This is a genomic window from Winogradskyella psychrotolerans, assembly GCF_018860545.1.
Classification (GTDB): domain Bacteria; phylum Bacteroidota; class Bacteroidia; order Flavobacteriales; family Flavobacteriaceae; genus Winogradskyella; species Winogradskyella psychrotolerans_A.
On sequence record NZ_JAHKPN010000014.1, the window covers coordinates 1 to 22,996 of the forward strand.

At 33.9% G+C, this 22,996-nt stretch carries 26 protein-coding genes; 15 read left to right on the forward strand and 11 right to left on the reverse strand.

What is annotated here, in order from left to right:
• Positions 1 to 42 precede the first annotated feature (42 nt).
• Together KO515_RS07300 and KO515_RS07305 are read right to left on the reverse strand one after the other, a co-directional pair.
• The gene (locus KO515_RS07300; protein ID WP_215935727.1) at positions 43 to 669 is read right to left on the reverse strand and encodes a hypothetical protein; all 627 of its coding nucleotides are present in this window, start codon (positions 667 to 669) and stop codon (positions 43 to 45) included.
• A gap of 51 nt (positions 670 to 720) precedes the next feature.
• Entirely contained in the window at positions 721 to 1,863 is a 1,143-nt protein-coding gene (locus tag KO515_RS07305; protein ID WP_215935728.1) for a methionine aminotransferase, read from the reverse strand.
• A 79-nt stretch (positions 1,864 to 1,942) separates the two neighbouring features.
• On the opposite strand from KO515_RS07305, the gene KO515_RS07310 reads away from it, so the two are divergent.
• Positions 1,943 to 4,075 carry a S46 family peptidase gene (locus KO515_RS07310; RefSeq protein ID WP_215935729.1) on the forward strand — a complete coding sequence of 711 codons (2,133 nt, stop codon included), beginning with the start codon at positions 1,943 to 1,945 and terminating at the stop codon, positions 4,073 to 4,075.
• A gap of 253 nt (positions 4,076 to 4,328) precedes the next feature.
• Here the strand turns inward: KO515_RS07310 and KO515_RS07315 are convergent, their stop codons facing one another.
• The gene (locus KO515_RS07315) at positions 4,329 to 4,799 is read right to left on the reverse strand and encodes a DUF1569 domain-containing protein (RefSeq protein ID WP_215935730.1); all 471 of its coding nucleotides are present in this window, start codon (positions 4,797 to 4,799) and stop codon (positions 4,329 to 4,331) included.
• Between the two features lie 103 nt (positions 4,800 to 4,902).
• Complete coding sequence (gene ahcY / locus KO515_RS07320) at positions 4,903 to 6,219, reverse strand: adenosylhomocysteinase (protein ID WP_215935731.1); 1,317 nt, start codon at positions 6,217 to 6,219, stop codon at positions 4,903 to 4,905.
• A gap of 128 nt (positions 6,220 to 6,347) precedes the next feature.
• Here ahcY and KO515_RS07325 point away from each other — a divergent pair, with 128 nt between their 5' ends.
• From KO515_RS07325 to KO515_RS07360, 8 genes are all read left to right on the forward strand, one after another.
• Entirely contained in the window at positions 6,348 to 6,974 is a 627-nt protein-coding gene (locus KO515_RS07325; protein ID WP_215935732.1) for a 4'-phosphopantetheinyl transferase family protein, read from the forward strand.
• The gene (locus KO515_RS07330) at positions 6,974 to 7,705 is read left to right on the forward strand and encodes a geranylgeranylglyceryl/heptaprenylglyceryl phosphate synthase (RefSeq protein WP_215935733.1); all 732 of its coding nucleotides are present in this window, start codon (positions 6,974 to 6,976) and stop codon (positions 7,703 to 7,705) included. The genes KO515_RS07325 and KO515_RS07330 overlap by 1 nt, the downstream gene beginning before the upstream one ends.
• Position 7,706: 1 nt before the next feature.
• Positions 7,707 to 7,967, forward strand: a complete 261-nt coding sequence (locus tag KO515_RS07335; RefSeq protein WP_215935734.1) for a hypothetical protein — start codon at positions 7,707 to 7,709, stop codon at positions 7,965 to 7,967.
• A complete protein-coding gene (gene pnuC / locus KO515_RS07340; RefSeq protein WP_215935735.1) occupies positions 7,951 to 8,583 on the forward strand; it encodes a nicotinamide riboside transporter PnuC in 633 nt (210 codons plus the stop codon). Before KO515_RS07335 ends, pnuC begins: the two co-directional genes overlap by 17 nt.
• Positions 8,544 to 9,113 (forward strand): AAA family ATPase, encoded by a 570-nt coding sequence (locus KO515_RS07345; RefSeq protein ID WP_215935736.1) that lies wholly within the window; start codon positions 8,544 to 8,546, stop codon positions 9,111 to 9,113. The genes pnuC and KO515_RS07345 overlap by 40 nt, the downstream gene beginning before the upstream one ends.
• Positions 9,110 to 10,669: a DUF4301 family protein gene (locus KO515_RS07350; RefSeq protein WP_215935737.1), complete on the forward strand. Its 1,560-nt coding sequence runs from the start codon at positions 9,110 to 9,112 to the stop codon at positions 10,667 to 10,669. The genes KO515_RS07345 and KO515_RS07350 overlap by 4 nt, the downstream gene beginning before the upstream one ends.
• Positions 10,669 to 11,073, forward strand: a complete 405-nt coding sequence (arfB, locus tag KO515_RS07355) for an alternative ribosome rescue aminoacyl-tRNA hydrolase ArfB (RefSeq protein ID WP_215935738.1) — start codon at positions 10,669 to 10,671, stop codon at positions 11,071 to 11,073. Before KO515_RS07350 ends, arfB begins: the two co-directional genes overlap by 1 nt.
• Before the next feature lie 483 nt (positions 11,074 to 11,556).
• Positions 11,557 to 13,773, forward strand: coding sequence for a TonB-dependent receptor (locus KO515_RS07360; RefSeq protein ID WP_215935739.1), 2,217 nt, complete (start codon positions 11,557 to 11,559; stop codon positions 13,771 to 13,773).
• Here KO515_RS07360 and KO515_RS07365 read toward each other — a convergent pair.
• Positions 13,770 to 14,201 (reverse strand): hypothetical protein, encoded by a 432-nt coding sequence (locus KO515_RS07365; RefSeq protein ID WP_215935740.1) that lies wholly within the window; start codon positions 14,199 to 14,201, stop codon positions 13,770 to 13,772. The genes KO515_RS07360 and KO515_RS07365 overlap by 4 nt on opposite strands.
• Before the next feature lie 364 nt (positions 14,202 to 14,565).
• On the opposite strand from KO515_RS07365, the gene greA reads away from it, so the two are divergent.
• The gene (greA, locus tag KO515_RS07370; RefSeq protein ID WP_215935741.1) at positions 14,566 to 15,039 is read left to right on the forward strand and encodes a transcription elongation factor GreA; all 474 of its coding nucleotides are present in this window, start codon (positions 14,566 to 14,568) and stop codon (positions 15,037 to 15,039) included.
• Between the two features lie 123 nt (positions 15,040 to 15,162).
• Positions 15,163 to 15,552 (forward strand): HIT family protein, encoded by a 390-nt coding sequence (locus KO515_RS07375; protein ID WP_215935742.1) that lies wholly within the window; start codon positions 15,163 to 15,165, stop codon positions 15,550 to 15,552.
• Here KO515_RS07375 and KO515_RS07380 read toward each other — a convergent pair.
• The gene (locus tag KO515_RS07380) at positions 15,547 to 15,897 is read right to left on the reverse strand and encodes a hypothetical protein (protein WP_215935743.1); all 351 of its coding nucleotides are present in this window, start codon (positions 15,895 to 15,897) and stop codon (positions 15,547 to 15,549) included. The genes KO515_RS07375 and KO515_RS07380 overlap by 6 nt on opposite strands.
• Positions 15,898 to 15,958: 61 nt before the next feature.
• A complete protein-coding gene (locus KO515_RS07385) occupies positions 15,959 to 17,113 on the reverse strand; it encodes a sensor histidine kinase (RefSeq protein WP_215935744.1) in 1,155 nt (384 codons plus the stop codon).
• A gap of 124 nt (positions 17,114 to 17,237) precedes the next feature.
• Between KO515_RS07385 and KO515_RS07390 the strand changes: the two genes are divergently transcribed.
• The 3 genes from KO515_RS07390 to aat all read left to right on the forward strand — a co-directional run bounded on the left by KO515_RS07390 (position 17,238) and on the right by aat (position 19,367).
• Positions 17,238 to 18,107, forward strand: coding sequence for a flavin reductase family protein (locus KO515_RS07390; RefSeq protein WP_215935745.1), 870 nt, complete (start codon positions 17,238 to 17,240; stop codon positions 18,105 to 18,107).
• A 44-nt stretch (positions 18,108 to 18,151) separates the two neighbouring features.
• Entirely contained in the window at positions 18,152 to 18,529 is a 378-nt protein-coding gene (locus KO515_RS07395) for a DUF3127 domain-containing protein (protein ID WP_178986669.1), read from the forward strand.
• Between the two features lie 199 nt (positions 18,530 to 18,728).
• Positions 18,729 to 19,367 (forward strand): leucyl/phenylalanyl-tRNA--protein transferase, encoded by a 639-nt coding sequence (gene aat, locus KO515_RS07400; RefSeq protein ID WP_215935746.1) that lies wholly within the window; start codon positions 18,729 to 18,731, stop codon positions 19,365 to 19,367.
• On the opposite strand, the gene KO515_RS07405 is transcribed toward aat, so the two are convergent.
• Entirely contained in the window at positions 19,348 to 19,911 is a 564-nt protein-coding gene (locus tag KO515_RS07405) for a DNA-3-methyladenine glycosylase I (RefSeq protein WP_215935747.1), read from the reverse strand. The two genes, aat and KO515_RS07405, sit on opposite strands and share 20 nt — an antisense overlap.
• A gap of 79 nt (positions 19,912 to 19,990) precedes the next feature.
• On the opposite strand from KO515_RS07405, the gene KO515_RS07410 reads away from it, so the two are divergent.
• A complete protein-coding gene (locus tag KO515_RS07410) occupies positions 19,991 to 20,605 on the forward strand; it encodes a thioredoxin family protein (RefSeq protein WP_215935748.1) in 615 nt (204 codons plus the stop codon).
• Between the two features lie 41 nt (positions 20,606 to 20,646).
• On the opposite strand, the gene KO515_RS07415 is transcribed toward KO515_RS07410, so the two are convergent.
• The 3 genes from KO515_RS07415 to uppP all read right to left on the reverse strand — a co-directional run bounded on the left by KO515_RS07415 (position 20,647) and on the right by uppP (position 22,973).
• Positions 20,647 to 21,309 (reverse strand): hypothetical protein, encoded by a 663-nt coding sequence (locus tag KO515_RS07415; RefSeq protein ID WP_215935749.1) that lies wholly within the window; start codon positions 21,307 to 21,309, stop codon positions 20,647 to 20,649.
• A 149-nt stretch (positions 21,310 to 21,458) separates the two neighbouring features.
• Positions 21,459 to 22,181 carry a tRNA pseudouridine(55) synthase TruB gene (gene truB / locus KO515_RS07420; protein WP_215935750.1) on the reverse strand — a complete coding sequence of 241 codons (723 nt, stop codon included), beginning with the start codon at positions 22,179 to 22,181 and terminating at the stop codon, positions 21,459 to 21,461.
• A complete protein-coding gene (gene uppP / locus KO515_RS07425; protein ID WP_215935751.1) occupies positions 22,182 to 22,973 on the reverse strand; it encodes an undecaprenyl-diphosphatase UppP in 792 nt (263 codons plus the stop codon). It lies immediately after the preceding gene.
• Positions 22,974 to 22,996: the final 23 nt, after the last annotated feature.

Sequence of the window (22,996 nt, forward strand, 5' to 3'; positions counted from 1 at the left end):
TTTCCTTTTAGATTGCTTTAATCGCTTATTACTAAATTCTATTTATAATTTACTTTTAGCTTTCGATACTTTTTCAGTAAGCTTCTCTAGCTTATCCATCCACTTATTTTCATCAACAGGAGATAATTTGCCTTTTCTTTTTAACTTTTCATATTTCTTTTGCGCCTTATCCAATTTCTCTTTAGCCTTTACTAGGTTAGATTTTAACTTTTCTTGTTTTTCTAATGCTTTTTCTGCTTTTTTCTGTGCTTTCTCCGCTTTCTTCTGCGCTTTTTCAGCATCTTCTTTCTCGTCTTCTAACTTTTTTGCAGCTTTCGCCTTTTCCTTTACAGCCTTTTCTTCTTCTTTCTTAAGTTTTGCAGCTGCTTTTTCAGACTTTTCGGCTTCTGCCTTTGCTTGTTCTGCTTCTAATTTTGCTTTGGCTTCATCTTCTTTAGCTTTTGCCGCCTCTAATTTTACTGCTGCTTCCGCTTTCATTTTTTCTGTAATTAAAGCTGCCTCTTTAAAAATAACTGCTTTTTCTTCTAGACTTAAAGTGGACGTCACATCTTTTCCTTCTAAAAAGATTTTCTCACTTTTAACCTCATAGATTTTACCTTCATTGGTTACTTGCTGTGCGAAGCTAGTAAGCGACAAACCTAAGAATAATGCGATAATATAATATTTCATGATATAAATTTTATGTTCATTTTTAAGACACAGAAATGTATAAGAAGTAACTTAAATTTTAGTTAAAATTTCTGAAGCTTTAACTAAAGTCTCATCTGTCTTAGCAAAACAAAAGCGTAACACTTTATCATCCTTATGGTTATCGTTAAAAACCGACAGTGGAATGGCAGCAATTTTAAATTCCTTCGTTAATCGTTTTGCGAAATCTACATCATACGCATCTGTGATTTCAGAATAATCCAACACCTGAAAATAAGTACCTTTTGAAGGTTGAACCTTAAATCTCGATTCCGAAATCAAACTTAAAAACAAATCGCGTTTACGTTGAAAAAAAGCATTTAAACCTAAGTAAGTTTCCGAATCTTGCATATAATCTGCAATCCCTTTTTGTGATGGATGATGTACAGAAAACACATTAAATTGGTGTACTTTTCTAAACTCTGACATTAAATTTTCTGGCGCACAACAATACCCAATTTTCCAACCTGTGTTATGAAATGTCTTTCCGAATGACGCTGTTATAAAACTACGTTGTTTTGAATCGTTAAATAAGCAAGCACTTAGGTGTTGTGTATCATCAAAAACAATATGCTCGTAAACCTCATCACTCAACACTATAATATCCGTGTTTTGAGTCAACTTTTGCAACTGAAGCATATCGTCTTCAGACCAAATAGTACCACTTGGGTTGTGCGGAGTATTAATAATTATCATTTTGGTCTTCGATGATAGTTTTGAAGCTACTTCATCCCAATTAACACTGTAATGTGGTGCAGATAATTGCACCGAAATGGTTTTACCTCCATTAATTTCAACAGCTGGCGCGTAACAATCATAAGCGGGTTTAAATATTATAACCTCATCATTCAGTCTTATAAATGCTGAAATAATAGTATAGATAGCTTGGGTGGCACCTGCCGTAACAGTAATTTCTTTTTCGGGATGATAACTACTTTTATAAAGCAATTCATATTTATGACCAATTGCTAAACGTAAATCTAAATTACCTGCCATTGGAGCGTATTGGTTATAACCGTTATTCATGGCTTTGGTGACTAAATCATTCAATTTTTGAGAACCCGTATAATTAGGAAAACCTTGAGATAAGTTAATGGCATTATACTCGTTAGCCAAAGCACTCATTACTGTAAATATTGTAGTGCCAACGTTTGGTAATTTTGATTTATAGTTCATAAATACGCTTTAAATACGAAAACATTAAAGATATAAAACAAGCTTTTCTATCTTTACAAAAACTAATAAATTATTACATATGCGCTTTTTAAAAATTCTTTTTCTTTTAGCTGCTTTTCAAGTTTCAGCCCAACAAGGAGGTATGTGGATTCCTTCACTTTTAGAGGGGATGAACGAAGATGAAATGCAAAGTTTGGGTAGTAAATTAACCGCTCAAGATATTTATGATGTCAACAATTCGAGTTTAAAAGATGCCATTGGACATTTTAATGGTGGCTGTACAAGTGAAGTCATATCAGACCAAGGATTAATTCTTACGAATCACCACTGTGGTTATAGTCAGATTCAATCCCATTCATCTTTAGAAAACGATTATTTAAAAGATGGTTTTTGGGCTATGAAATTGGAAGACGAATTACCAAACGAAGGTTTATTTATTGAGTTCATAGTGAGTATTCATGATGTGACGGATAAAGCTTTAGAAGGTGTCACAGATGCAATGACCGAAACTGAAAAGCAATCACAAATCTCTAAAAACACCAATGCCGCTTTAAAAACCTGGCCAAAAGAAGCGTGGCAAGATGTAAAGACAAAGGCGTTTTATGAAGGGAATCAATACTTTCTTTTTGTAACCGAACGTTTTGAAGATATTCGTTTGGTGGGTACACCACCAAATAGTATTGGTAAGTTTGGAAGCGACACAGATAACTGGGTTTTCCCTAGACATACTGGTGATTTTTCGTTATTCAGAATTTATGCAGATGCCGATAACCGTCCGGCAAAATACAGTAAAGAGAATAAGCCTTATACCCCTAAACATTACCTTCCTGTCTCGTTAGATGGTGTTGAAGAAGGTGATTTCACTATGGTATTTGGTTTTCCAGGAACGACTAGCGAATATTTACCAGCAGTTGCTATAGAACATATTACAAAAGAATACAACCCAACCAATATCGCCATTAGAGAAGCGGCTTTAAAAGTCATTGATCAGAAAATGAAGGAGAGCGATGAAGTAAGAATTAAATACGCATCGAAACAAGCACGAATTGCAAACGCTTGGAAAAAATGGATTGGCGAAAATTTAGGTATTGAAAAAAGTAATGCCGTAGCAAACCGTAAAGCCTTTGAAGCTACGTTTACTAAAGCATTAAAAGAAAAAGGGCTTGAAGATAAATATGGAAACATCCTTCCTGAATTTGATAAACTTTATAAAGATTTCGCTCCTATAAATATTAAAAGACGAAATTTTATTGAAGTCTTTTTAATCACAAACGAACTTATGCAAATGACGTTTAGAGCTTACCAAGTGGAGCAAGCTTTAATCGCTAACCCTGAAAACCTTGAAAGAGGTAAAGAGATTTTAACAGGTCAATTAGAAGGTATTCATAAAAACTACGATGTTGATTTAGATAAGGGAGTGTACTTAAATGTTATGCCTTTATACGGTAAACCCGTTGATGCTACAATTTACGACCATACGGCTTTTATTAATATCGATTCTGCTTTAGAATTACTTGAAGGAGATGCTGAAACAGTTATTAAAAACCTTAACAACGATGTCGCTTTTGCTTATGCTAAACCCATTATTGATGAGTTTTTTAACACACTTAACCCTGAATACCAACAAAAAAACGAGCCCATTACAGCATTACAAACTAAATACATGACGGCCTTAATGGAAGCATTACCAAATGCGCGTTATTTTCCAGATGCTAATGGTACGCTTCGTGTAACGTACGGTCAAGTGAGAGGGTATTCGCCAAGAGATGCTGTGTATTATAATCCTGTGAGTTATTTAGATGGTGTGATTGAAAAATACATTCCAGGAGATTATGAGTTTGATGTCCCTCAAAAACTAATTGATTTATACGACGCTAAAGATTATGGGCAATATGCTGATAGCAACGGCAAGGTACCGGTTTGTTTTTTAGGAACCAACCATACCACTGGTGGAAACTCCGGAAGCCCGGCAATTGATGCACATGGAAATTTAGTAGGCCTAAATTTTGACCGTGTTTGGGAAGGCACCATGAGCGACATGAATTACGATCCTGAAATCTGCCGAAACATTATGGTCGATTTACGCTACGTCCTTTTTATAATTGACAAATATGCAGGAGCAACCCATTTGATTGACGAGATGACTTTAGTGCATCCTAAAAAAGATGATTCTAATTCTAAGAAAAAGAAGAAGAAACGTAAGAAGAGATAATTAGTGTTTAGTTGGCAGTTGATGGTTGCTGACAAGAAAATATTAGACCTCGAAGATTTCAAAAACCTTTGAGGTCTTTTTTGTTTCTGACTTGAAAGCTTCTCAATACAAGTTGCTCGTACCTCACAAATCACTTGAAGTGACGAAGCGGTTTAATTTTAGTGAATCATTGGAATTGATCTAAAGCCGTCTGTTTGAGTGGAATTGCTTTTCTGCAATTTTGTATTGAGAACCTGTAAGCGTTGAATGTTAATTACTTCAATATACACTTCACAATTTTTAAATGATGATTGGTATGTGCTTCTAAAAATGGCACTACTCTAGATGTATTTATATTTCCAAATAAGGGATGCTTAAAATAAGCGTTATCATCTAAACGCGATAGCGTTTTTATCAGCGCTCTCACTTCTGTTAATTGCAATTTGATATTAGCTTCTAAAATGACTTCCGGTGGTGTAACGTATTTTGGTGCTTTAGCTTTTCCTCTTGGAAAGAATCTAAATTTTAATAACAACTTACCTATAAAGCTGAAATTATCCTCATACAACGCTGGGTCAGAATTCTGCATCGTTGTTACAACTGCATTAATTACTTTTAAGCTATGATCTAAATGCCAAGACACATCAGCTTTTGACACATTAGGTTTTATACGTTCTCCTTGAGGTATGTAACTTTCAATAACATTTAAAGCCTTTTGTAAAACTTTAATATCTAATGTCTCCATTTTGCTTAATTTTATTGAAAGGTAATTAAAAATTAAACCCTTACATCTCTGTAAGGGTTGAATCTAAATATCTAAAAGCAAATCGCTCTAATAATCGAATAATCTAGTAACGGTAATGCTCTGGCTTATATGGTCCTTCAACCGTGACACCAATATATTCTGCTTGGTATTCTGCTAACTCAGTTAACTCAACACCAATTTTTTCTAAGTGTAATTTAGCTACTTTTTCATCTAAATGCTTTGGTAGCATATAAACGTCATTTTCGTACTTGTCACTATTTTTCCAAAGTTCAATTTGTGCTAAAGTTTGGTTAGTGAATGAATTACTCATTACAAAACTAGGGTGACCCGTTGCACAACCTAAGTTGACTAAACGCCCTTCAGCAAGAACGATAATGTCCTTTCCGTTGATGTTATATTTATCAACCTGAGGCTTAATAGTATCTTTAGTATTTCCGTAGTTCTCGTTTAACCATGCCATTTGAATTTCATTATCAAAGTGACCGATGTTACAAACAATTGTTTTATCCTTCATTGCTTCAAAATGCTCAGCTCTTACAATGTCTTTATTTCCTGTTGTAGTAATTACAATATCAGAATTACCAACAACTGTTTCTAGCTTCTTTACTTCAAAACCGTCCATTGCAGCTTGTAATGCACAAATCGGGTCAATTTCAGTAACAGTAACAATAGAACCTGCACCTTTAAAAGAAGCCGCTGTACCTTTACCAACATCACCATAACCACAAACCGTTACACGTTTACCAGCTAACATAATATCTGTTGCTCTACGAATGGCATCTACTGCAGATTCTTTACAACCATATTTATTATCGAATTTCGATTTAGTAACCGAATCATTCACGTTAATTGCTGGCATTGTTAAAGTACCATTTTTAACACGCTCATATAGTCTGTGAACTCCTGTAGTTGTTTCTTCAGATAATCCTTTAATTCCAGCAGATAATTCTGGGTATTTATCTAAAACCATATTGGTTAAATCACCACCATCATCTAAAATCATGTTTAATGGCTTACGATCTTCACCAAAAAATAACGTTTGCTCTATACACCAATCAAACTCCTCATCTGTTAATCCTTTCCATGCGTACACGGCAGTACCTTCTGCAGCAATTGCAGCAGCAGCCTGATCTTGTGTAGAAAATATATTACAAGAACTCCAAGTTACTTCAGCACCTAAAGCCTGTAATGTTTCGATTAATACTGCAGTCTGAATGGTCATATGTAAACATCCTGCAATACGTGCCCCTTTTAATGGCTGCTCGTTCTTATACTCTTCGCGTAAACTCATTAAACCTGGCATTTCTGCTTCGGCTAAATTAATTTCCTTCCTTCCCCAAGCCGCAAGCGACATATCTTTTACCTTATTTGGTACGTAGGCAACTGTTTTATTACTCATATTTTTTTCTTTGTTTTTATATTTTAAACACCTTTGGGTTTAGCACTTAAATAGTTAAATTCGCCTATCTAAAAAACCAAATCTGCCTTAGGCAGTGCAAATGTAATCAATATCATTCAGAATTCTAAATGCCACTATATAAAACCATTAGTGTAAATTCACAAACTACTGTTAAAATCTGGAAGATTGAAGAATCTTACGACGACCTATTTGAGGCTTTAGATTTAAAACCTCAAAGTTTACAACGTGTTTTAGGCATGAAAAGTGAACTGCATCAACGTGGTTTTTTGAGTGTTAGACATTTATTACGTGAGTTTGGTTATACCGATCAAGATTTGTTTTATGACGATAACGGAAAACCACATCTTAAAGACGGTAAACACATTTCAATTACCCATTCGTTTACATTTTCGGGAGTTATTATCAGTAATAAAGCCGTCGGTATTGATATTGAAAAGCAACGTGAAAAAATAAAAATCATAGCACACAAATTTGTAGATTATGAGTTCAGCTATTTAAACACCATAGATGAAGATTCCGTTAGAAGACTCACTGTGATTTGGGGAATAAAAGAATCGCTTTACAAACTTTTCGCCACTCCAGGTATGCTATTTAAACAGCATTTTTTAGTCATTCCGTTTATGTTTGAAGATGGAGAAACCGTCGCATGGATTGATTATAAAAACAAAAAATACAGATACAACACAGCATTTTTAGAATTTGAAGGATTTACCTGTGCTTATGTGATTCCGTGATGCATAATATTTATCAAAATATAATCACTTCAAAAGCTAAAGACATAAAGTTGCTAGCCGTTTTAATCGATCCTGATAAAATGAAACCCAATCAGGTTTCAAACTTTCTAAACAAGGTTCATCAATCTATTGCCACTCATATTTTTGTTGGAGGAAGCAACGTTGACGACGGCTTAACGGATTCCTTAGTTCTAGAAATAAAAAAGCACACTAAGTTACCTGTAATTTTATTTCCTGGAGATGTCATTCAAATTACCGATAAGGCCGATGGCATTTTATTTTTATCTTTAATTTCTGGACGAAATCCAGATTACTTAATAGGCAAACAAGTTAAAGCAGTTTCAAAATTAACTAAAACTGATCTTGAAATCATCCCGACAGGCTATGTACTTATTGAGAACGGAAAAGAAACAGCAGTGCAGCGTGTAAGTGAAACAAAACCGATTAAACGATCCGAATTACAACTTATAAAAGACACCACAAAAGCAGGAGAATTATTAGGGATGAAACTCATTTATCTCGAAGCAGGAAGTGGCGCAACACATCCTATTGAACCTTACATCATAACCGAAGTAAAGCAACAGCTAAATATTCCATTAATTGTTGGTGGAGGCATTAGAACTAAAGCAGAAATGGAATCGGCTTACAAAGCAGGAGCAGATTTGGTCGTAATCGGAACTGCTTTTGAAAAAGATGAATCCTTCTTTAATGAATTAAAAAACGTAACATAATATGGAAATATCAGTAGATCTCACATTATCCCCTTTACAAAATGACTACGAAAAACACGTCATCAATTTTATAAAAGCTTTACGCCATTCAAAATTTAAAGTGTTAGAAAATCCTTTAAGCACACAAATATTTGGAAATTATGATGAGCTTATGCCCTTTTTAACAAAGGAAATAAAGCGTTCTTTTGAAGATGTTGATATTTCCGTACTCACCATGAAAGTGGTTAAAACTAATCGCAGTGACTATGAACCAAATTTTTAATTTCTTTTTTAGTCAATATTCAGACTATCAAACTTTGGATATTGTCTTAGAAATTGTGGCAGTAATTTTCGGCTTTCTATCCGTTTGGTTCTCTAAGAAGAACAATATATTAGTATTTCCAACAGGTATGATAAGCACTTGTATTTTCGTATATCTATTACTAAAATGGCAACTTTTAGGAGATATGATGATTAATGCTTATTACTTTATTATGAGTGTTGTTGGTTGGTACATTTGGACTCGAAAAGTAGATGCTAAACACGAAACACCAATCTCTAAAACCACAAAAAAAGAAAAAATTATAAGCTTTGTTATTTTTGTAGCAACCCTTGTTTTTGTATTTATCGTTTACAAAACCTTTGACAAATGGACGAGTTGGGTCGCTTATGTAGATACTGTTACAACCGCTACCTTTTTTGTGGGTATGTGGTTAATGGCAAAACGAAAAATAGAAAATTGGATTTATTGGATTATTGGTGATATTATTTCAATTCCTCTATATTTTTATAAAGGATTTACATTCACAAGTTTCCAATATTTAGGATTTACAATAATAGCCATTTTTGGATATTTAGCATGGAAGAAGCACTTAAACAACAACCTAGTAACTGCATAAAAGTAGTATTATTTGGCCCTGAATCTACAGGTAAAACCACATTATCTCGCCAATTGGCGGAACATTACGATTCTGTTTGGGTGCCGGAGTATTCACGCACATATCTTCAAGATAAGTGGAATGCTGAACGCAAAATTTGTGAACCAAAAGACATACTTCCCATAGCCATTGGCCAAATGAAACTTGAAAACGAATTAGCACAAAAAACAGACTCCGTTCTCATATGTGATACTGATTTACTGGAAACTAAAGTCTATAGTGAAGCCTATTACCAAGGCACATGTGACCCTATTTTAAATACATATGCTCTAAAAAATTCTTATAATCTCTACTTTTTAACCTATATTGACACCCCTTGGGAAGCTGACGACCTAAGAGACAAACCCAATGAACGCGAATGCATGTTTAAGGCTTTCGAATCCGCTTTAGTAACCTATAATAAACCGTACATACTTTTAAAAGGCACTAAAGAAGAGCGGCTAAACATAGCTATTAAGCACATTGATAAATTATTAATAAATAAGACATGAGTTTTACTGAAAACGACATCATACAAATAGAATCTAACGACTTAACCTTAGCTAAAGTTAAAAGTCAAATTGAAATTTTTGAAACCGGAATTCCGTTTACAAATATTTCTGATGCCGCCACTTTAAATAATGGCATAATGCCTTTAAATGATTCTAGTATTGAAGAATATGTCTCTATTTTTGAAACTAAAAAAGATGATAAATCCTTATTAAAATTTGTTCCAGCTTCAGGAGCGGCAACACGAATGTTTAAATTTCTCTTTAAATTTGTCAGTGAATATAACCCAGATGAACAATCACTCAACTCATATATTAATAAAAGTAACTTAAAGGAATTATCGTTGTTTATGGTGGGCTTAGAAAAGTTACCATTTTACAACCAGATCTTAGAGTTATTAGAATCTAATGGGATTGATTATGAAAATTTATCAAATCCAGAAAAGGTTTGGCATTTTGCTAAGGCTATGCTAGATGAAAATCAACTTAATTTCGGGAACCAGCCTAAAGGATTACTTCCATTTCATAATTACAAGAACAACCATATAGCTACAGCATTTGAAGAACATTTATATGAGTCTGCATTGTATGCATCTAGCAACGGAATCGCTAAACTTCACTTTACGATTTCAGAAATTTATGAAAATAAGTTTACTAAAGAGTTTAAAAACATTCAAAATCAGGTTGAAGAACATACTGGAGTAGCATTCGATATATCGTTTTCATATCAGCAACAATCCACAGATACTATCGCAGTCACATTAGAAAATAAACCCTTTAGAGAATCTAATGGTTCGTTACTGTTCAGACCCTCTGGTCATGGTGCTTTATTAAAAAACTTAAACGCCCTAGAAGCTGATATTATATTTGTTAAAAACATTGATAATGTCGTTGTGTATAAATACAAAGAGGACGTAGCAAAATATAAAAAGGTATTAGCTGGAATCTTAATAGAATTACAAACTAAAGCTTTCGAGTATTTATACCAATTAGATTCAAAACAAGATATTGAAGGCACTTTAATCGCTGTTGAGCAATTTTTGACGAACCATTTAAGCATCAAAATATCTGATGAGTATAAGAAATATACAGATCATTATAAGATTGACTATTTACAAGAAAAACTAAACCGACCTATTCGCGTTTGTGGCATGGTGAAAAATGAAGGTGAACCTGGCGGAGGACCATTTTGGGTCAAAGATCATAAATCAAACCAATCACTTCAAATTGTTGAGTCGGCACAAATCAATTTAGAAGATCCTCAACAAGCCGACATTCTTAAAAATGCAACGCACTTTAATCCTGTTGATTTAGTTTGTGGTGTTAAAAATTATAAAGGTGAAAAATTCGATTTGGAAAACTACGTAGATCACAATGCTGCTTTTATAACCGAGAAAACTAAAAACGGTAAAGATTTAAAAGCCTTAGAATTGCCAGGCCTTTGGAACGGAAGTATGGCAAATTGGAACACCATTTTTGTTGAAGTTCCAATCATTACGTTCAACCCTGTAAAAACCGTAAACGATTTATTAAAATCACCACATCAAATTAAAGGATAGTGGATGCAACTTTACTTAAATCTGAATTAACCTATAAATACGTCCGAAGTTCGGGAAGTGGAGGACAACATGTCAATAAGGTATCTTCAAAAGCCGAATTATATTTTGATCTTCAAAACTCATCTGTTTTTAATGACGACGAAAAACAAAAGCTTACCGAGTTTTTCAACAATCGCTTAACAAAAGATGGCATTTTAATTTTAGCCAGTGACGAAAGTCGAAGCCAATTTAGAAATAAAGCTTTGGTAACTCAACGGTTTTTAGAATTAATTCAAGAAGGTTTAAAGGAAGATAAAAAACGTATTGCAACTAGAATTCCAAGAGCAGTAAAGCGAAAACGTTTAAAAACGAAACGCATGAATGCTGATAAAAAAGCAAATCGGAAACCACCAACACTTGATTAGCCATTTCCGTCACTTCGAGTGATTCTAAAGCATGAAGAATTGTATCGAGAAGCCTAAATATAATTTCAACAAGTTCTCAATACAAAATTCTAAAAAAAGAATTTCACTCAAACTGACGTCATTACTTCAATTTAAAAAAAATCCAAATTCATAATTCGTAATTCTAAAATCCTTTATATCTTTGCCGCGTTCTCAATAAAGGGGTGCCTATTATCGGCTGAGATCATACCCATTGAACCTAGAACAGGTAATGCTGTTTAGGAATAGAGCGTAAAGAAAATGTCTTATAGATATTTTTGGCGAACGCAATAATTATCAATGTTTGTTTTTCTACTTCTGAGTTATATCTTGTATTAATATACAACCTATAAATTCAAACAGGAAATCGACATTTTTAAATTTTGCAGTTGCTGGTAGCTCAAAAATTTAATTATTAACCAAGAATAATGACCTCTTTTTATTCGATTATAAGACTATAGTCGTATGAAAATTTTATTCAACAATCTCTCAAAAAAACGTAGGCAGAGATTAACATTATCCATTTTTTTATTAAGTCTCTGTTCAGCATTTGGACAAGAAAAACAACAAGACTCCACAAAAGTTGAAAAGCTAGACGAAGTTCTAGTTAAAGCCGTTAGAGTCGATGCAAAGTCACCAATTACACACTCTAACGTTACCAAAGAAGCATTGGCAAAGCGTAATTTAGGACAAGACATTCCGATGTTACTTAACTTTCTACCGTCAGTTGTAACGACAACCGATGCTGGTGCAGGAGTCGGTTACACCGGCATTAGAGTGAGAGGAGTTAGCTCACAATCTACTAATATTACCATCAACGGAATCCCTTATAATGATGCGGAATCTTTAGGGACGTTCTGGGTTAATTTAGGCGATTTTGCGTCCTCAACAGAAAGTTTACAATTACAACGTGGTGTTGGGACTTCAACCAATGGATCTGGTGCTTTTGGTGCGAGTATTAATGTATTAACAGATGCCGTTTCTAAAGAAGCTTCTGGAGAAATTGCTAATTCATTTGGAAGTTATAATACGAGAAAACATACGGTAAAATTTAGCACGGGTTTAATTAATGACCATATAGAAATTGCTGGTCGTCTCTCTAATATTGCTTCAGATGGTTATATTGATCGTGCTTCAGCAGATTTAAAATCTTACTTTTTACAAGGGTCTTATGTGGATGATAACACGTTAATTAAAGCGATCACTTTTGGAGGCAAAGAAGTCACATATCAAGCTTGGAATGGCCTAGAAGATTTAGACAAATTAGAAAACGACCGTACCTATAATACAGCTGGAGAGTACACCGATAACAACGGAGACACTCAATTTTATGATAACGAAGTTGACAATTACAGTCAAGATCATTACCAATTACATTGGAATCAACGCTACAACAATCAATGGTCTACTACAGTGGGTGTAAACTACACTTATGGTCGTGGTTATTTTGAACAATACAAAGACGATGAAGATTTTGGTGATTACGGTTTGGAGCCTTTAAACTTTAATGGTGAAACAATTGATGAAACTGATTTAATTAGAAGACGTTGGTTAGATAACGATTTTTATGTGTTTAACGCAAACGCAAATTATAAAAATGATAATCTAAATTTAATTTTCGGTGGTTCTTTTAGTCACTATAATGGTGATCATTTTGGTGAAATCATTTGGGCTGAATTTGCAAGTCAAACTGAAATTAGGGACCGTTATTATGATGGTAATAGCACAAAAAATGACCTATCTATTTTTACCAAAGCCAATTACAGACTCAACGAAAAAATCAGTTTGTTTGGAGATTTACAAATAAGAAATGTTACTTATGAAACAACGGGAACAACGTCTGATATTGTAGAATTTGCAATAGATAAAGATTTCACCTTTTTCAACCCCAAAGCTGGAATCACCTATTCAATAAGTACAGGTAATGACCTCTACTTCTCTTACGCTAGAGCCAACAGAGAACCTAACCGAACTGATTTTGAAGTTGATCAAAGTATAAAACCAGAACAGCTTAATGATTTTGAATTAGGCTGGAGACATAAAAAAAACAATTTTAGCTTTAGCGCAAACACTTACTTTATGTTTTACAAGGATCAGTTAGTACTGACTGGAGAATCTGACGATGTAGGAAATCCTATTAGACAGAATGTAGAAAAGAGTTACCGTATTGGTTTAGAACTAGAAGCCATTGTTCCTATAACGTCTAAATTAACGTTACAACCAAATATGACAATCAGCGCAAATAAAGTAGATGAGTTAAGCCTTTCTTTCGATGGAGAATCTCAAAACTTAAGCAATACAGACATTTCATTTTCACCAAGTTTAGTGGCGGCTAATGCGATTGTTTTTCAACCTATTGAAAACCTTCAAATGTCATTGTTAAGCAAATTTGTTGGAGAACAGTATATGAGCAACACTGAAGCAGACTTATCTAAATTAGATAGCTTCTTTACCAATGATTTCAACATCAATTACACATTAAAAATGCAATCTGTCTTTGACGAAATTATTTTCTCAGGTTTAGTTAATAATATATTTAATGTAAAATATGTTTCTAATGGTTATTATTACACTTATGATGATACTTGGTCAAGTTCAACTACGGTAACAACCATTGAAGGAGCTGGTTTTTATCCACAAGCCACAACAAACTTTTTAGTTGGTGTAACTATGAAGTTTTAATCACTAACATAATAAGTGTTATTTCCGGTAGCTTCAACTCTGTATGGCTTTAAAGTACAGGGTTGAGCGTTATCGTTAATAGCAGTACCAGTGAGTAAACTGTATTCATTGCCATCTCCACAACTACAAACTGCATTTAATCCGTCTATAGTTAAAGTCGAACAAGAAGAGAGCGTATGGTTCGGATCTGCACCATCCCAAGCTAGAAGTGAATTTGAACTAGTTCTAACAAGAATAATTCCGTCATTACCATAATTTGATACTCTCACAGCATTTATAGGAAATAAAAGTTGATTAAATTGGGGGAGGTTAAGATTCACCGTCAGATTCACTCCAACATCTAGCAGATAGTTACAATTATAGGTGGTGTCACTTTTACTACAGCCAAAAACAAGAACACAACTTAGTATTAATATTATTTTTTTCACAGGTCTATTATTTTTTTAATAGTTTGAGATTTAGGAAATTAAAATACAAAATCAGCTAAGCCCTCGAGAACACTCGCTTTCTTTATCTAATTTCAAATGATTAACATTTTTACTCAACTTTAAGTTCTAATTTTGATGCGCAATTTACTATTAATTCAACAATACGGTAAATATTTTATATATTTGCATAGTAATCTCGTCAGCGCGAGGTTTTTTTTATGCTAACATTATAATTATAAAATAACAAACTTCTAAGAAGCACATATTATCTAAAGTTATTTTTGAGCCTGTCTGTTTTCAGACAGGCTCAAAAATGATAAAGAATCTACTTATTAGAACGCGTTATATGTAAAACGATGAAATTATGAGTAAAGTATCTTATTACACAGCTGAAGGTTTAAACAAGTTAAGAGAAGAGTTAAACCATCTAAAAGATGTAGAGCGTCCTAAGGCATCACAGGCAATTGCAGATGCCAGAGACAAAGGGGATTTAAGTGAAAATGCAGAGTACGATGCCGCGAAAGAAGCACAAGGCATGTTAGAAATGAAAATTTCTAAAATGGAAGAAATTTTATCTGGTGCACGTGTTATTGATGAGTCGCAATTAGATTTAACTAAAGCTTTAGCCTTATCAAAAGTTAAAATTAAGAACCAAATAAATGGTATGGAAATGACCTATACTTTGGTTGCAGAAAGTGAAGCCGATATTACTAATGGTAAAATCTCTGTAAATTCGCCAATTGGCAAAGGTTTATTAGGTAAGTCTGTTGGAGATGTTGCCGAAATCCAAGTGCCAAGTGGTGTTATGAAATTTGATATTTTAGAAATTTCGAGATAATACGGTCCTGCTACTTCTACTAACCTTATTTCATCTAAGCAGGATTTCCATAGATTATTAATAAAAAGATTCCTATTTCGTGGGAATCTTTTTATATTTATAGAACTCAATATTTACTAAATTATGGCTACACTTTTCACAAAAATAGTTTCGGGTGAAATACCATCGTATAAGGTCGCAGAAACTGAAGATTTCTTTGCGTTTTTAGACATTAACCCAAACTCTAAAGGCCATACACTTTGTATTCCCAAGAAAGAGGTGAATAAAATTTTTGACCTCGACGAAGCTACGTATTTAGGCTTAATGAAATTTTCACGTCGTGTTGCCATTGCATTAGAAAAAGCGGTACCCTGTGAACGTATTGGAATGTCTGTAATTGGATTAGAAGTGCCACATGTCCATGTGCATTTAATTCCGTTGCATACTATGGAGGATGCTCGCTTTACAAACAAACAAAAGGTAACTCCTGAAGAGTTTAAAGCTTTAGCCGAAAAAATTGGGTCGTATTTATAGTATTCCTAATGCAAACAAGACGATTGCAATCAATATCATAACACCAAAAATGACTAAACCAAAAGCTATAGGCTTTAATTTAGTTGACTTCGGTTTAGTTTTAAGGCCTCTTTTGTGATAATCTACGACACGCTCAATATCATCAGTCCAACGGATTGGAAAAATTTGTTCTTCACAGTTTAAACATAGCAGTTCGCATAAGGTTTCGTCAGTTATAGCCTTGTAAAGCTTAGTTTCAATTAGCTTTTGCTTAAATGTAAGTTCTAAACTATCGTTAGAATAGCATTCTGGACAGTTATTACCTATCCTGGCTTCCTTTAAAGTAAAAAATCGCGACGAATTCATCCGCCAAATTTAAACTAATTTTTTTAGTTTTTCAGAACTTACAAACCTCTATTTGAACAAATTATACTTGTTTCAACATAATCTGTAGCGTTGTACCACTATCAATTTCAGACGTTAAGACTTTAATTTTACCATTGTGATAATCTTCTACAATTCGTTTCGCTAAAGACAGCCCAAGTCCCCAACCTCGTTTTTTAGTCGTATAACCAGGTTCAAAAATTTTTGTAAATAAAGACTTCGGAATCCCTTTTCCAGTATCAGAGATATTAATGAATACTTTACTTTCAAGTTGTGTTAATTCTAGTTTTAAATCCCCTTTACCTTTCATAGCATCAATGGCATTTTTTACTAAGTTTTCAATAGTCCAACTAAAAAGTTGTTCATTCAAATTAACAAGAATTGCTTGTTCCGGAAGTACAATTTCAAAATTTATTAATTTAGAAGATCTTGATTTTAAATACTCATAAGATGATTTAGTAACGGCAACAATATCCATTTTTTTAAGCGTAGGTGCCGATCCTATTTTACTAAAACGTTCCGTAATCGTTTGAAGTCTGTCTACATCTTTTTCAATCTCTAAAATGTAATCTGGATTTACATTTTCAGTTTTTAAAATTTCGGTCCAACCTACAAGTGATGATAACGGAGTCCCAATTTGATGTGCGGTTTCCTTCGCCATACCTGTCCAAAGCTTATTCTGTTCAGCAATTTTTGAACTTCTATAAAAGAAATAAACCACAGCTGCAAATAGTAAAATAATAAGTAACAAGGCCAAAGGATAGTACTTCATTCTATTTAACAATGGTGAATTTCCATAATAAATAAATTGTTTTGACCGAGTCCCCATATTTACCTCTATTGGGGAATTTTCACTTTTAAATTTAGAAACTAGGTTTTTTACTACAAGAGAATCGAGTAATAAGGATTCGTCAATATTTCGAGAGGTATTAAGCTCCCCATTATTATCAATTACCAAAACAGGTGTACTAATTATGGTTTCAGTAATGACGTGACTCGTCACTTCATTCACCTCGTCATTGCTCTTTATAGTTCCAATGTCAGTCAACGCAACAGACCACGTTTTCATTTTAGAACGCTCTTCGGCTTTAAAATCTTGAAAAAAAGTATAGGTATTCCAAAGGATGAGAGATATAATTATAAAAGATGACGCAATAATAATCCATCGGATTACATTTCTATTTAAGCTAAAAGTCATTAGTTAGATTTAAATCATTTTTAAATATAATGCAAAATTGTTAATATTATTGTTCTTAGTTATCTTCAAAATGCTTTCAACACCAACTCAATATAATTATATTTGGTAAAAATCATTGAACCACATGGCATCATTCTCCCCTCAAGATCTAAAAACTAGTGTTTTACACGGCTATCTATTAAGTGCTGTTGCACCAAGACCGATTGCTTTTGCTAGTACCATTGATGTAGATGGGAAGCCAAATTTATCTCCGTTTAGCTTTTTCAATGTGTTTAGCGCTAATCCTCCGATTTTAATTTTTTCTCCGGCAAGACGTGTGCGAGATAACACCACAAAACATACATTGCACAATGTAGAAGCCACAAAAGAAGTGGTTATTAATGTGGTGAATTACGATATAGTACAGCAAATGTCTCTATCGAGTACAGAATACCCCGAAGGTACTAACGAGTTTGAAAAAGCAGGATTATCAATGTTAACATCAGATAAAGTGAAGCCCTTTAGAGTCGCTGAATCTCCAATTCAACTCGAATGTAAGGTAAACGATATTGTAGCTTTAGGCTCTGAAGGTGGAGCCGGTAATTTAGTGATTTGTGAAGTTGTGAAACTTCATATTTCAGAAGAAGTGTTAAACGCAGACCAAACTATAAATCAAGAAGCCTTAGATTTAGTTGCTAGAGCTGGTGGCAGTTATTACAGTAGAGCAAAAAAAGGATTTTTTGAAATTCCTAAACCATTAGCCTCTATGGGAATTGGTGTAGATAACTTACCAGATCATGTAAAAAACAGTATGATTTTAACAGGAAACAATATTGGCATGTTAGCGAATGTAGAAGCATTGCCAAATACAAACGATGTTAATAAGTTTATTGAAGACATCAGTGAGCGGTATCCGGACATAAAAACGGCATCTCACAGAGAAAAACACAAGTTAGCTCAAAATTATTTGAGCTATGGAGACGTAGAAAGTGCTTGGAAGTTATTACTTTCGTAGTCAGAATAAAATTTAGTATTATAAAAATTATAGATTAAGCAAAAATGGAAGTACAAGGACGTATTAAAATGGTAGGTGAGACTCAAACTTTTGGTAGTAACGGGTTTAGAAAAAGAGAAGTTGTAGTGACGACAGAAGAGCAGTATCCACAACATATTATGGTGGAATTTGTTCAAGATAAATGTGATTTATTAAACAGCTACAAAGAAGGTCAGCAAGTAAAGATTAATATCAACTTAAGAGGAAGAGAATGGGTTAATCCACAAGGTGAAACTAAATATTTTAACTCTATTCAAGGCTGGAGAATTGAAGGTGTACAAGCACAATCTGCAAGTGGAGATATGCCACCTGTACCACCAACTGAAGCTTTTGAACCAGTAAGTGATTTAAAAGAAGATGATAACGACGATTTACCTTTCTAAATCGTAAGTTTTAAATTTATACTAAAAAGACTTGTTTTATGTTTAAAGCAGGTCTTTTTTTTAGTTAATAGTTAAAAAGACACGTTAAACCAACACTGAACAACGTATTTTTTTTAACAACTTATTTATAAAAGTCAATATATTGCGAACTATAATCAGCGTAAATTATGCTATTTTAGTTTGAATATTTTTTAAAACAATGCACTTTTTAACTCAGAAGATTGAATTTCCAGATGTGTCTGAAGCGTCCGCAGATGGACTTCTAGCTTTTGGTGGCGACTTATCACCAGAACGTTTACTACATGCTTATTCTGAAGGTATATTCCCTTGGTTTCAAGATGGAGAACCTATACTTTGGTGGTCACCAGACCCACGATTTGTTTTATTACCAGAAGACTTAAAAGTTTCTAAAAGCATGAAACAAGTCTTAAAAAAAGGCCGCTTTGAGGTTACCGAAAATAAAGCTTTTAAAGAGGTATTAGAAAATTGTGCTGCGACAAAACGCATTGGTCAAGATGGTACATGGATCACAGAAGATATGATAAAGGCTTACACAAAACTCCACCAATTAGGATACGCAAAGTCTGTTGAAGTATGGCAAGACGATATTTTAGTTGGTGGTCTATATGGTATTGCTATAAACCACAAAGTATTCTGCGGCGAAAGTATGTTTGCGAAAGTCAGTAATGCTAGCAAAGTTGGGTTTATAACCTTTGTTCAAAACTCGAATTATAAACTCATTGACTGCCAGATTTACACCAATCACCTCGAAAGTTTAGGCGCTAAAGATATTCCAAGAGCTGAATTTATAAAGTACCTTAAACCTCATGGTATCTAAAGCATGATACTTCATGATCATTCACCATTCCAGTAGCTTGCATGTGCGCGTAAATTACAGTTGAACCTACAAATTTAAAACCTCGCGTTTTTAAATCTTTGATTATTGCGTCACTTAAAGGCGTATTTGCAGGAGCTTCTTTATAATATGCAACCTCGTTTCTTATCGGTTTTCCATCTACAAAACCCCATATATACTTAGAAAACGACCCAAAGTCGTCCTGAATTTTCATAAAAGCCTGTGCATTCGTAATCGTTGCCTTTACCTTCAACTTATTTCTTATAATCCCTGTGTCTTGTAATAAGGCTTCAACTTTAGAAGTATTGTAAGATGCTATTTTCTTATAATCGAAATTATCAAAAGCTTTTCTAAAATTTTCTCGCTTTTTTAAAACGGTAATCCAACTTAATCCGGCTTGAAATGTTTCAAGAATTAAAAACTCAAAAAGCGTATCATCATCATACACAGGAACTCCCCATTCTTCATCGTGATACTCTTCATATAAGGGATCACCAACGCACCAACCGCATCTGTTTTTAGTCATTTGTAAGGATTTTTATTTAATACTACTAATGTAACAACTGTTGCATAATAAATGGCAACGGAATATTATTTTTGTTATCATGAATACAGACACACTTACCTTACAAGATATAATTTCAGAAAGTCTAAAAAACAGTATGACTTATGCTGAATATAGAGAATTAGTTATAAAATTAGTTGAAGAGAAATCAACTACCGGAAACGATAAAACAGATGCTTTAGTTGAGTACACACTACTAAACGACAGACGTATGAGACGTTGGGATAAAACGGCTAAAGTTTCTGATGCTATGAAAACCAAGATTGAAAATAGTGATAAAAAAGTTACATGGTTGGTAATTTCTGAAAGTTGGTGTGGAGATGCTGCTCATATTATGCCTATTATTAATAAAGTAGCTGAGCTTAATGATGCTATTGATTATAAAATCGTCCTCAGAGATGAAAATGAAGCATTAATGGATCAATTTTTAACTAATGGAGGAAAATCAATTCCAAAGTTAATCATGCTAAATTCTGAGACTAATACTGTTTTAGACACCTTTGGACCACGACCAACAGTGGCAACAAAAATGGTGCAAGATTACAAAGCTGAACATGGTATGTTAACCCCCGAATTTAAAGAGGATTTACAACGTTGGTATAATAAAGATAAAGGCCAATCTACCATTGAAGATTTAGTTAACTTATTAAAATAAATCATGAATTTCGGTGGCTGAGCATAGTAGCAGCCCCTCTTTTATTTTCCTTTGAACAAAAACGTAATCGTACCTAATTGCTCTTTCTTATCTGAGGTATCAAACTGAACGGTTTCAGCATAAGAAATGGCATGGTTTATTAAGCACTGATTATCTGAGTTAGAAGAACGATTAATATAAGCATCAATAACATCACCTGCGTCATTCACTCTAATACTCACGACTATTTTTCCCCCACTTTCGCATAAATACCGTGGTGTTTTATAATGCGTTAAGGTTCTCCCTTTTAAAGAGTAGGTTAACGTACTTTTTGCTTTGGCATGTTCGTCTGCTTGTTTTTTATTGTTAAGACGCTGTTTTAACTCCCCCTGAAGTTTTTTATAAGATTCTGTTTCATCGGAATTTAAAGCGTACGCATTACTACCTGCATAGGTTTTGGTAATACTTGTTTCCTCTTGTACTTCACTAGCTTTAGCTTCTGCCATGGCTTTTGTAGTACGTTCAAAATCATTAGCGTCAACAGTTTTAAAGTTGCGCATCATTTCTTTGTATTCTTGGTCTTCGTTAAATGCTTTGTTGGTAGATTTTCCGTTGATATCTTCTATGTCCTGAAGGTCTTCTTTTGTGATTTCAGGTTCTGGTTCCATGAGATAATAACTTTCAGTCACCAAGTCATCTTGAAGTTTTAGCTCTAAACTAAACATAGCAAACACTACAATTCCTGCTAAAAGAAATGTAATTATTGCGGCTTTATGTTGATCAACAAAATTCAGTATAAAATAGTTTTAGTCTATTAATAGATACGAATATAATGAAGAAATAGTTTAAGAACTTATCTTAAACCGGTGTTAAATCACGCTTTGGAAGGTAAATTGGCTATAAACTCTTCAGGAGTTAAGGCATCATCTACTCTAAAATCGCCAATACCCGTACGGCGTAATTCTGACAAATGCCCACCTGATTTTAAGGCTTTCCCGAAATCGTTTGCCAAAGACCTAATGTAAGTTCCTTTGCTACACACCACTCTAAATTTTAACTCTAAAAAACTTGAGTTAAGCGCAGGTGAACTCATGATTTCAGTAATCTCAAATTCTGTAATTTCTACCTGTCTCGATTTTATTTCAACCTCCTCACCTGCTCTCGCAAATTCGTATAAGCGTTTTCCATCCTTTTTAATCGCGGAAAACACCGGTGGAAATTGCTCTATTTGACCAATAAATTGAGGTATTGTATTCTGAATTAAGTCTTCTGTAATATGAGCTATTGGAAAGGTTTCATTGACTTCCGTTTCTAAATCAAAAGAAGGGGTTGTTCCTCCTATAACAAACGTCCCAGTGTATTCCTTTTCCTGACCTTGAAAGATGTTGATCTGTTTGGTCATTTTACCAGTACAAATCACCAATAGTCCTGTTGCTAATGGATCTAAAGTCCCAGCATGCCCCACTTTTATCTTTTTAATACCAAAAGCATTTCGAATTTCCCAACGTAGTTTATTAACCGCCTGAAATGACGTCCACGTAAGCGGTTTATCTATGAGTAAGACTTGTCCGTTTAAATAATCTTCTTTAGTTTTCATTTATACTAGGGACCAAATTATAGCAATAACACCAACAACCACACAATAGATTGCGAAATATGATAATTTACTCTTTTTCACTAAAGCAATCATCCAAGTACATGCAAATAACCCAGCAACAAATGCCGCTATAAAACCGACGCTTAAGGCTGTTATATTAGAGCTATCGTAAGTAAGTTCACCACCTAAAAGGTCTTTAGCTATTTTACCAAAAATTAAAGGCACTACCATTAAAAATGAAAAACGTGCCGCTTTTGTTTTGTCGTTACCTAATAATACAGACGTAGAAATTGTTGCTCCAGAACGTGAAATACCAGGCAACATCGCAATAGCCTGAGAAATACCAATGACAAAGGCATTAGAAAACGATACTTTTTTCTGTGTGTCTTTCGCTTTATCTGCTAAGAAGAGTAATACGGCCGTAACAATAAGCATACAACCGACTAGAAGAATATTTCCATTAAAAAGTTGTTCTAATTCTTCTTCAAAAAATACACCTACAATAACAGCAGGTATCATGGATAAAGCAATTTTTGAAATGAACTGAAGATCTTCATTCCATTCAAGTTTTAAAATACCTTTTATGATATTAAAAATATCTTTTCTAAAAATTACCATGGTACTTAATGCTGTAGCAAAGTGAAGCACGACGGTAAATAACAAACTTTCTTTAGGTACAGAATTATCTCCAAGAATGGCTTTTCCGATTTCTAAGTGACCACTAGAGGATACAGGTAAAAACTCGGTAAGACCTTGAATAATTCCTAAAATAATTGCATCTATAATTTCCATGAGACAAAAGTATCAATTAAGAG

Coding starts and splice junctions, on each gene's coding strand:
- KO515_RS07360 (WP_215935739.1), top strand. CDS start 11,557: ATGAAAATTTTATTCAACAATCTCTCAAAAAAACGTAGGCAGAGATTA.
- KO515_RS07395 (WP_178986669.1), top strand. CDS start 18,152: ATGGAAGTACAAGGACGTATTAAAATGGTAGGTGAGACTCAAACTTTT.
- KO515_RS07330 (WP_215935733.1), top strand. CDS start 6,974: ATGCATAATATTTATCAAAATATAATCACTTCAAAAGCTAAAGACATA.
- aat (WP_215935746.1), top strand. CDS start 18,729: ATGCACTTTTTAACTCAGAAGATTGAATTTCCAGATGTGTCTGAAGCG.
- truB (WP_215935750.1), bottom strand. CDS start 22,181: ATGAAAACTAAAGAAGATTATTTAAACGGACAAGTCTTACTCATAGAT.
- KO515_RS07300 (WP_215935727.1), bottom strand. CDS start 669: ATGAAATATTATATTATCGCATTATTCTTAGGTTTGTCGCTTACTAGC.
- KO515_RS07380 (WP_215935743.1), bottom strand. CDS start 15,897: ATGAATTCGTCGCGATTTTTTACTTTAAAGGAAGCCAGGATAGGTAAT.
- KO515_RS07375 (WP_215935742.1), top strand. CDS start 15,163: ATGGCTACACTTTTCACAAAAATAGTTTCGGGTGAAATACCATCGTAT.
- KO515_RS07305 (WP_215935728.1), bottom strand. CDS start 1,863: ATGAACTATAAATCAAAATTACCAAACGTTGGCACTACAATATTTACA.
- KO515_RS07350 (WP_215935737.1), top strand. CDS start 9,110: ATGAGTTTTACTGAAAACGACATCATACAAATAGAATCTAACGACTTA.
- KO515_RS07345 (WP_215935736.1), top strand. CDS start 8,544: ATGGAAGAAGCACTTAAACAACAACCTAGTAACTGCATAAAAGTAGTA.
- ahcY (WP_215935731.1), bottom strand. CDS start 6,219: ATGAGTAATAAAACAGTTGCCTACGTACCAAATAAGGTAAAAGATATG.
- KO515_RS07405 (WP_215935747.1), bottom strand. CDS start 19,911: ATGACTAAAAACAGATGCGGTTGGTGCGTTGGTGATCCCTTATATGAA.
- KO515_RS07325 (WP_215935732.1), top strand. CDS start 6,348: ATGCCACTATATAAAACCATTAGTGTAAATTCACAAACTACTGTTAAA.
- KO515_RS07390 (WP_215935745.1), top strand. CDS start 17,238: ATGGCATCATTCTCCCCTCAAGATCTAAAAACTAGTGTTTTACACGGC.
- KO515_RS07410 (WP_215935748.1), top strand. CDS start 19,991: ATGAATACAGACACACTTACCTTACAAGATATAATTTCAGAAAGTCTA.
- KO515_RS07335 (WP_215935734.1), top strand. CDS start 7,707: ATGGAAATATCAGTAGATCTCACATTATCCCCTTTACAAAATGACTAC.
- KO515_RS07315 (WP_215935730.1), bottom strand. CDS start 4,799: ATGGAGACATTAGATATTAAAGTTTTACAAAAGGCTTTAAATGTTATT.
- KO515_RS07385 (WP_215935744.1), bottom strand. CDS start 17,113: ATGACTTTTAGCTTAAATAGAAATGTAATCCGATGGATTATTATTGCG.
- KO515_RS07415 (WP_215935749.1), bottom strand. CDS start 21,309: ATGTTTAGTTTAGAGCTAAAACTTCAAGATGACTTGGTGACTGAAAGT.
- greA (WP_215935741.1), top strand. CDS start 14,566: ATGAGTAAAGTATCTTATTACACAGCTGAAGGTTTAAACAAGTTAAGA.
- pnuC (WP_215935735.1), top strand. CDS start 7,951: ATGAACCAAATTTTTAATTTCTTTTTTAGTCAATATTCAGACTATCAA.
- KO515_RS07310 (WP_215935729.1), top strand. CDS start 1,943: ATGCGCTTTTTAAAAATTCTTTTTCTTTTAGCTGCTTTTCAAGTTTCA.
- uppP (WP_215935751.1), bottom strand. CDS start 22,973: ATGGAAATTATAGATGCAATTATTTTAGGAATTATTCAAGGTCTTACC.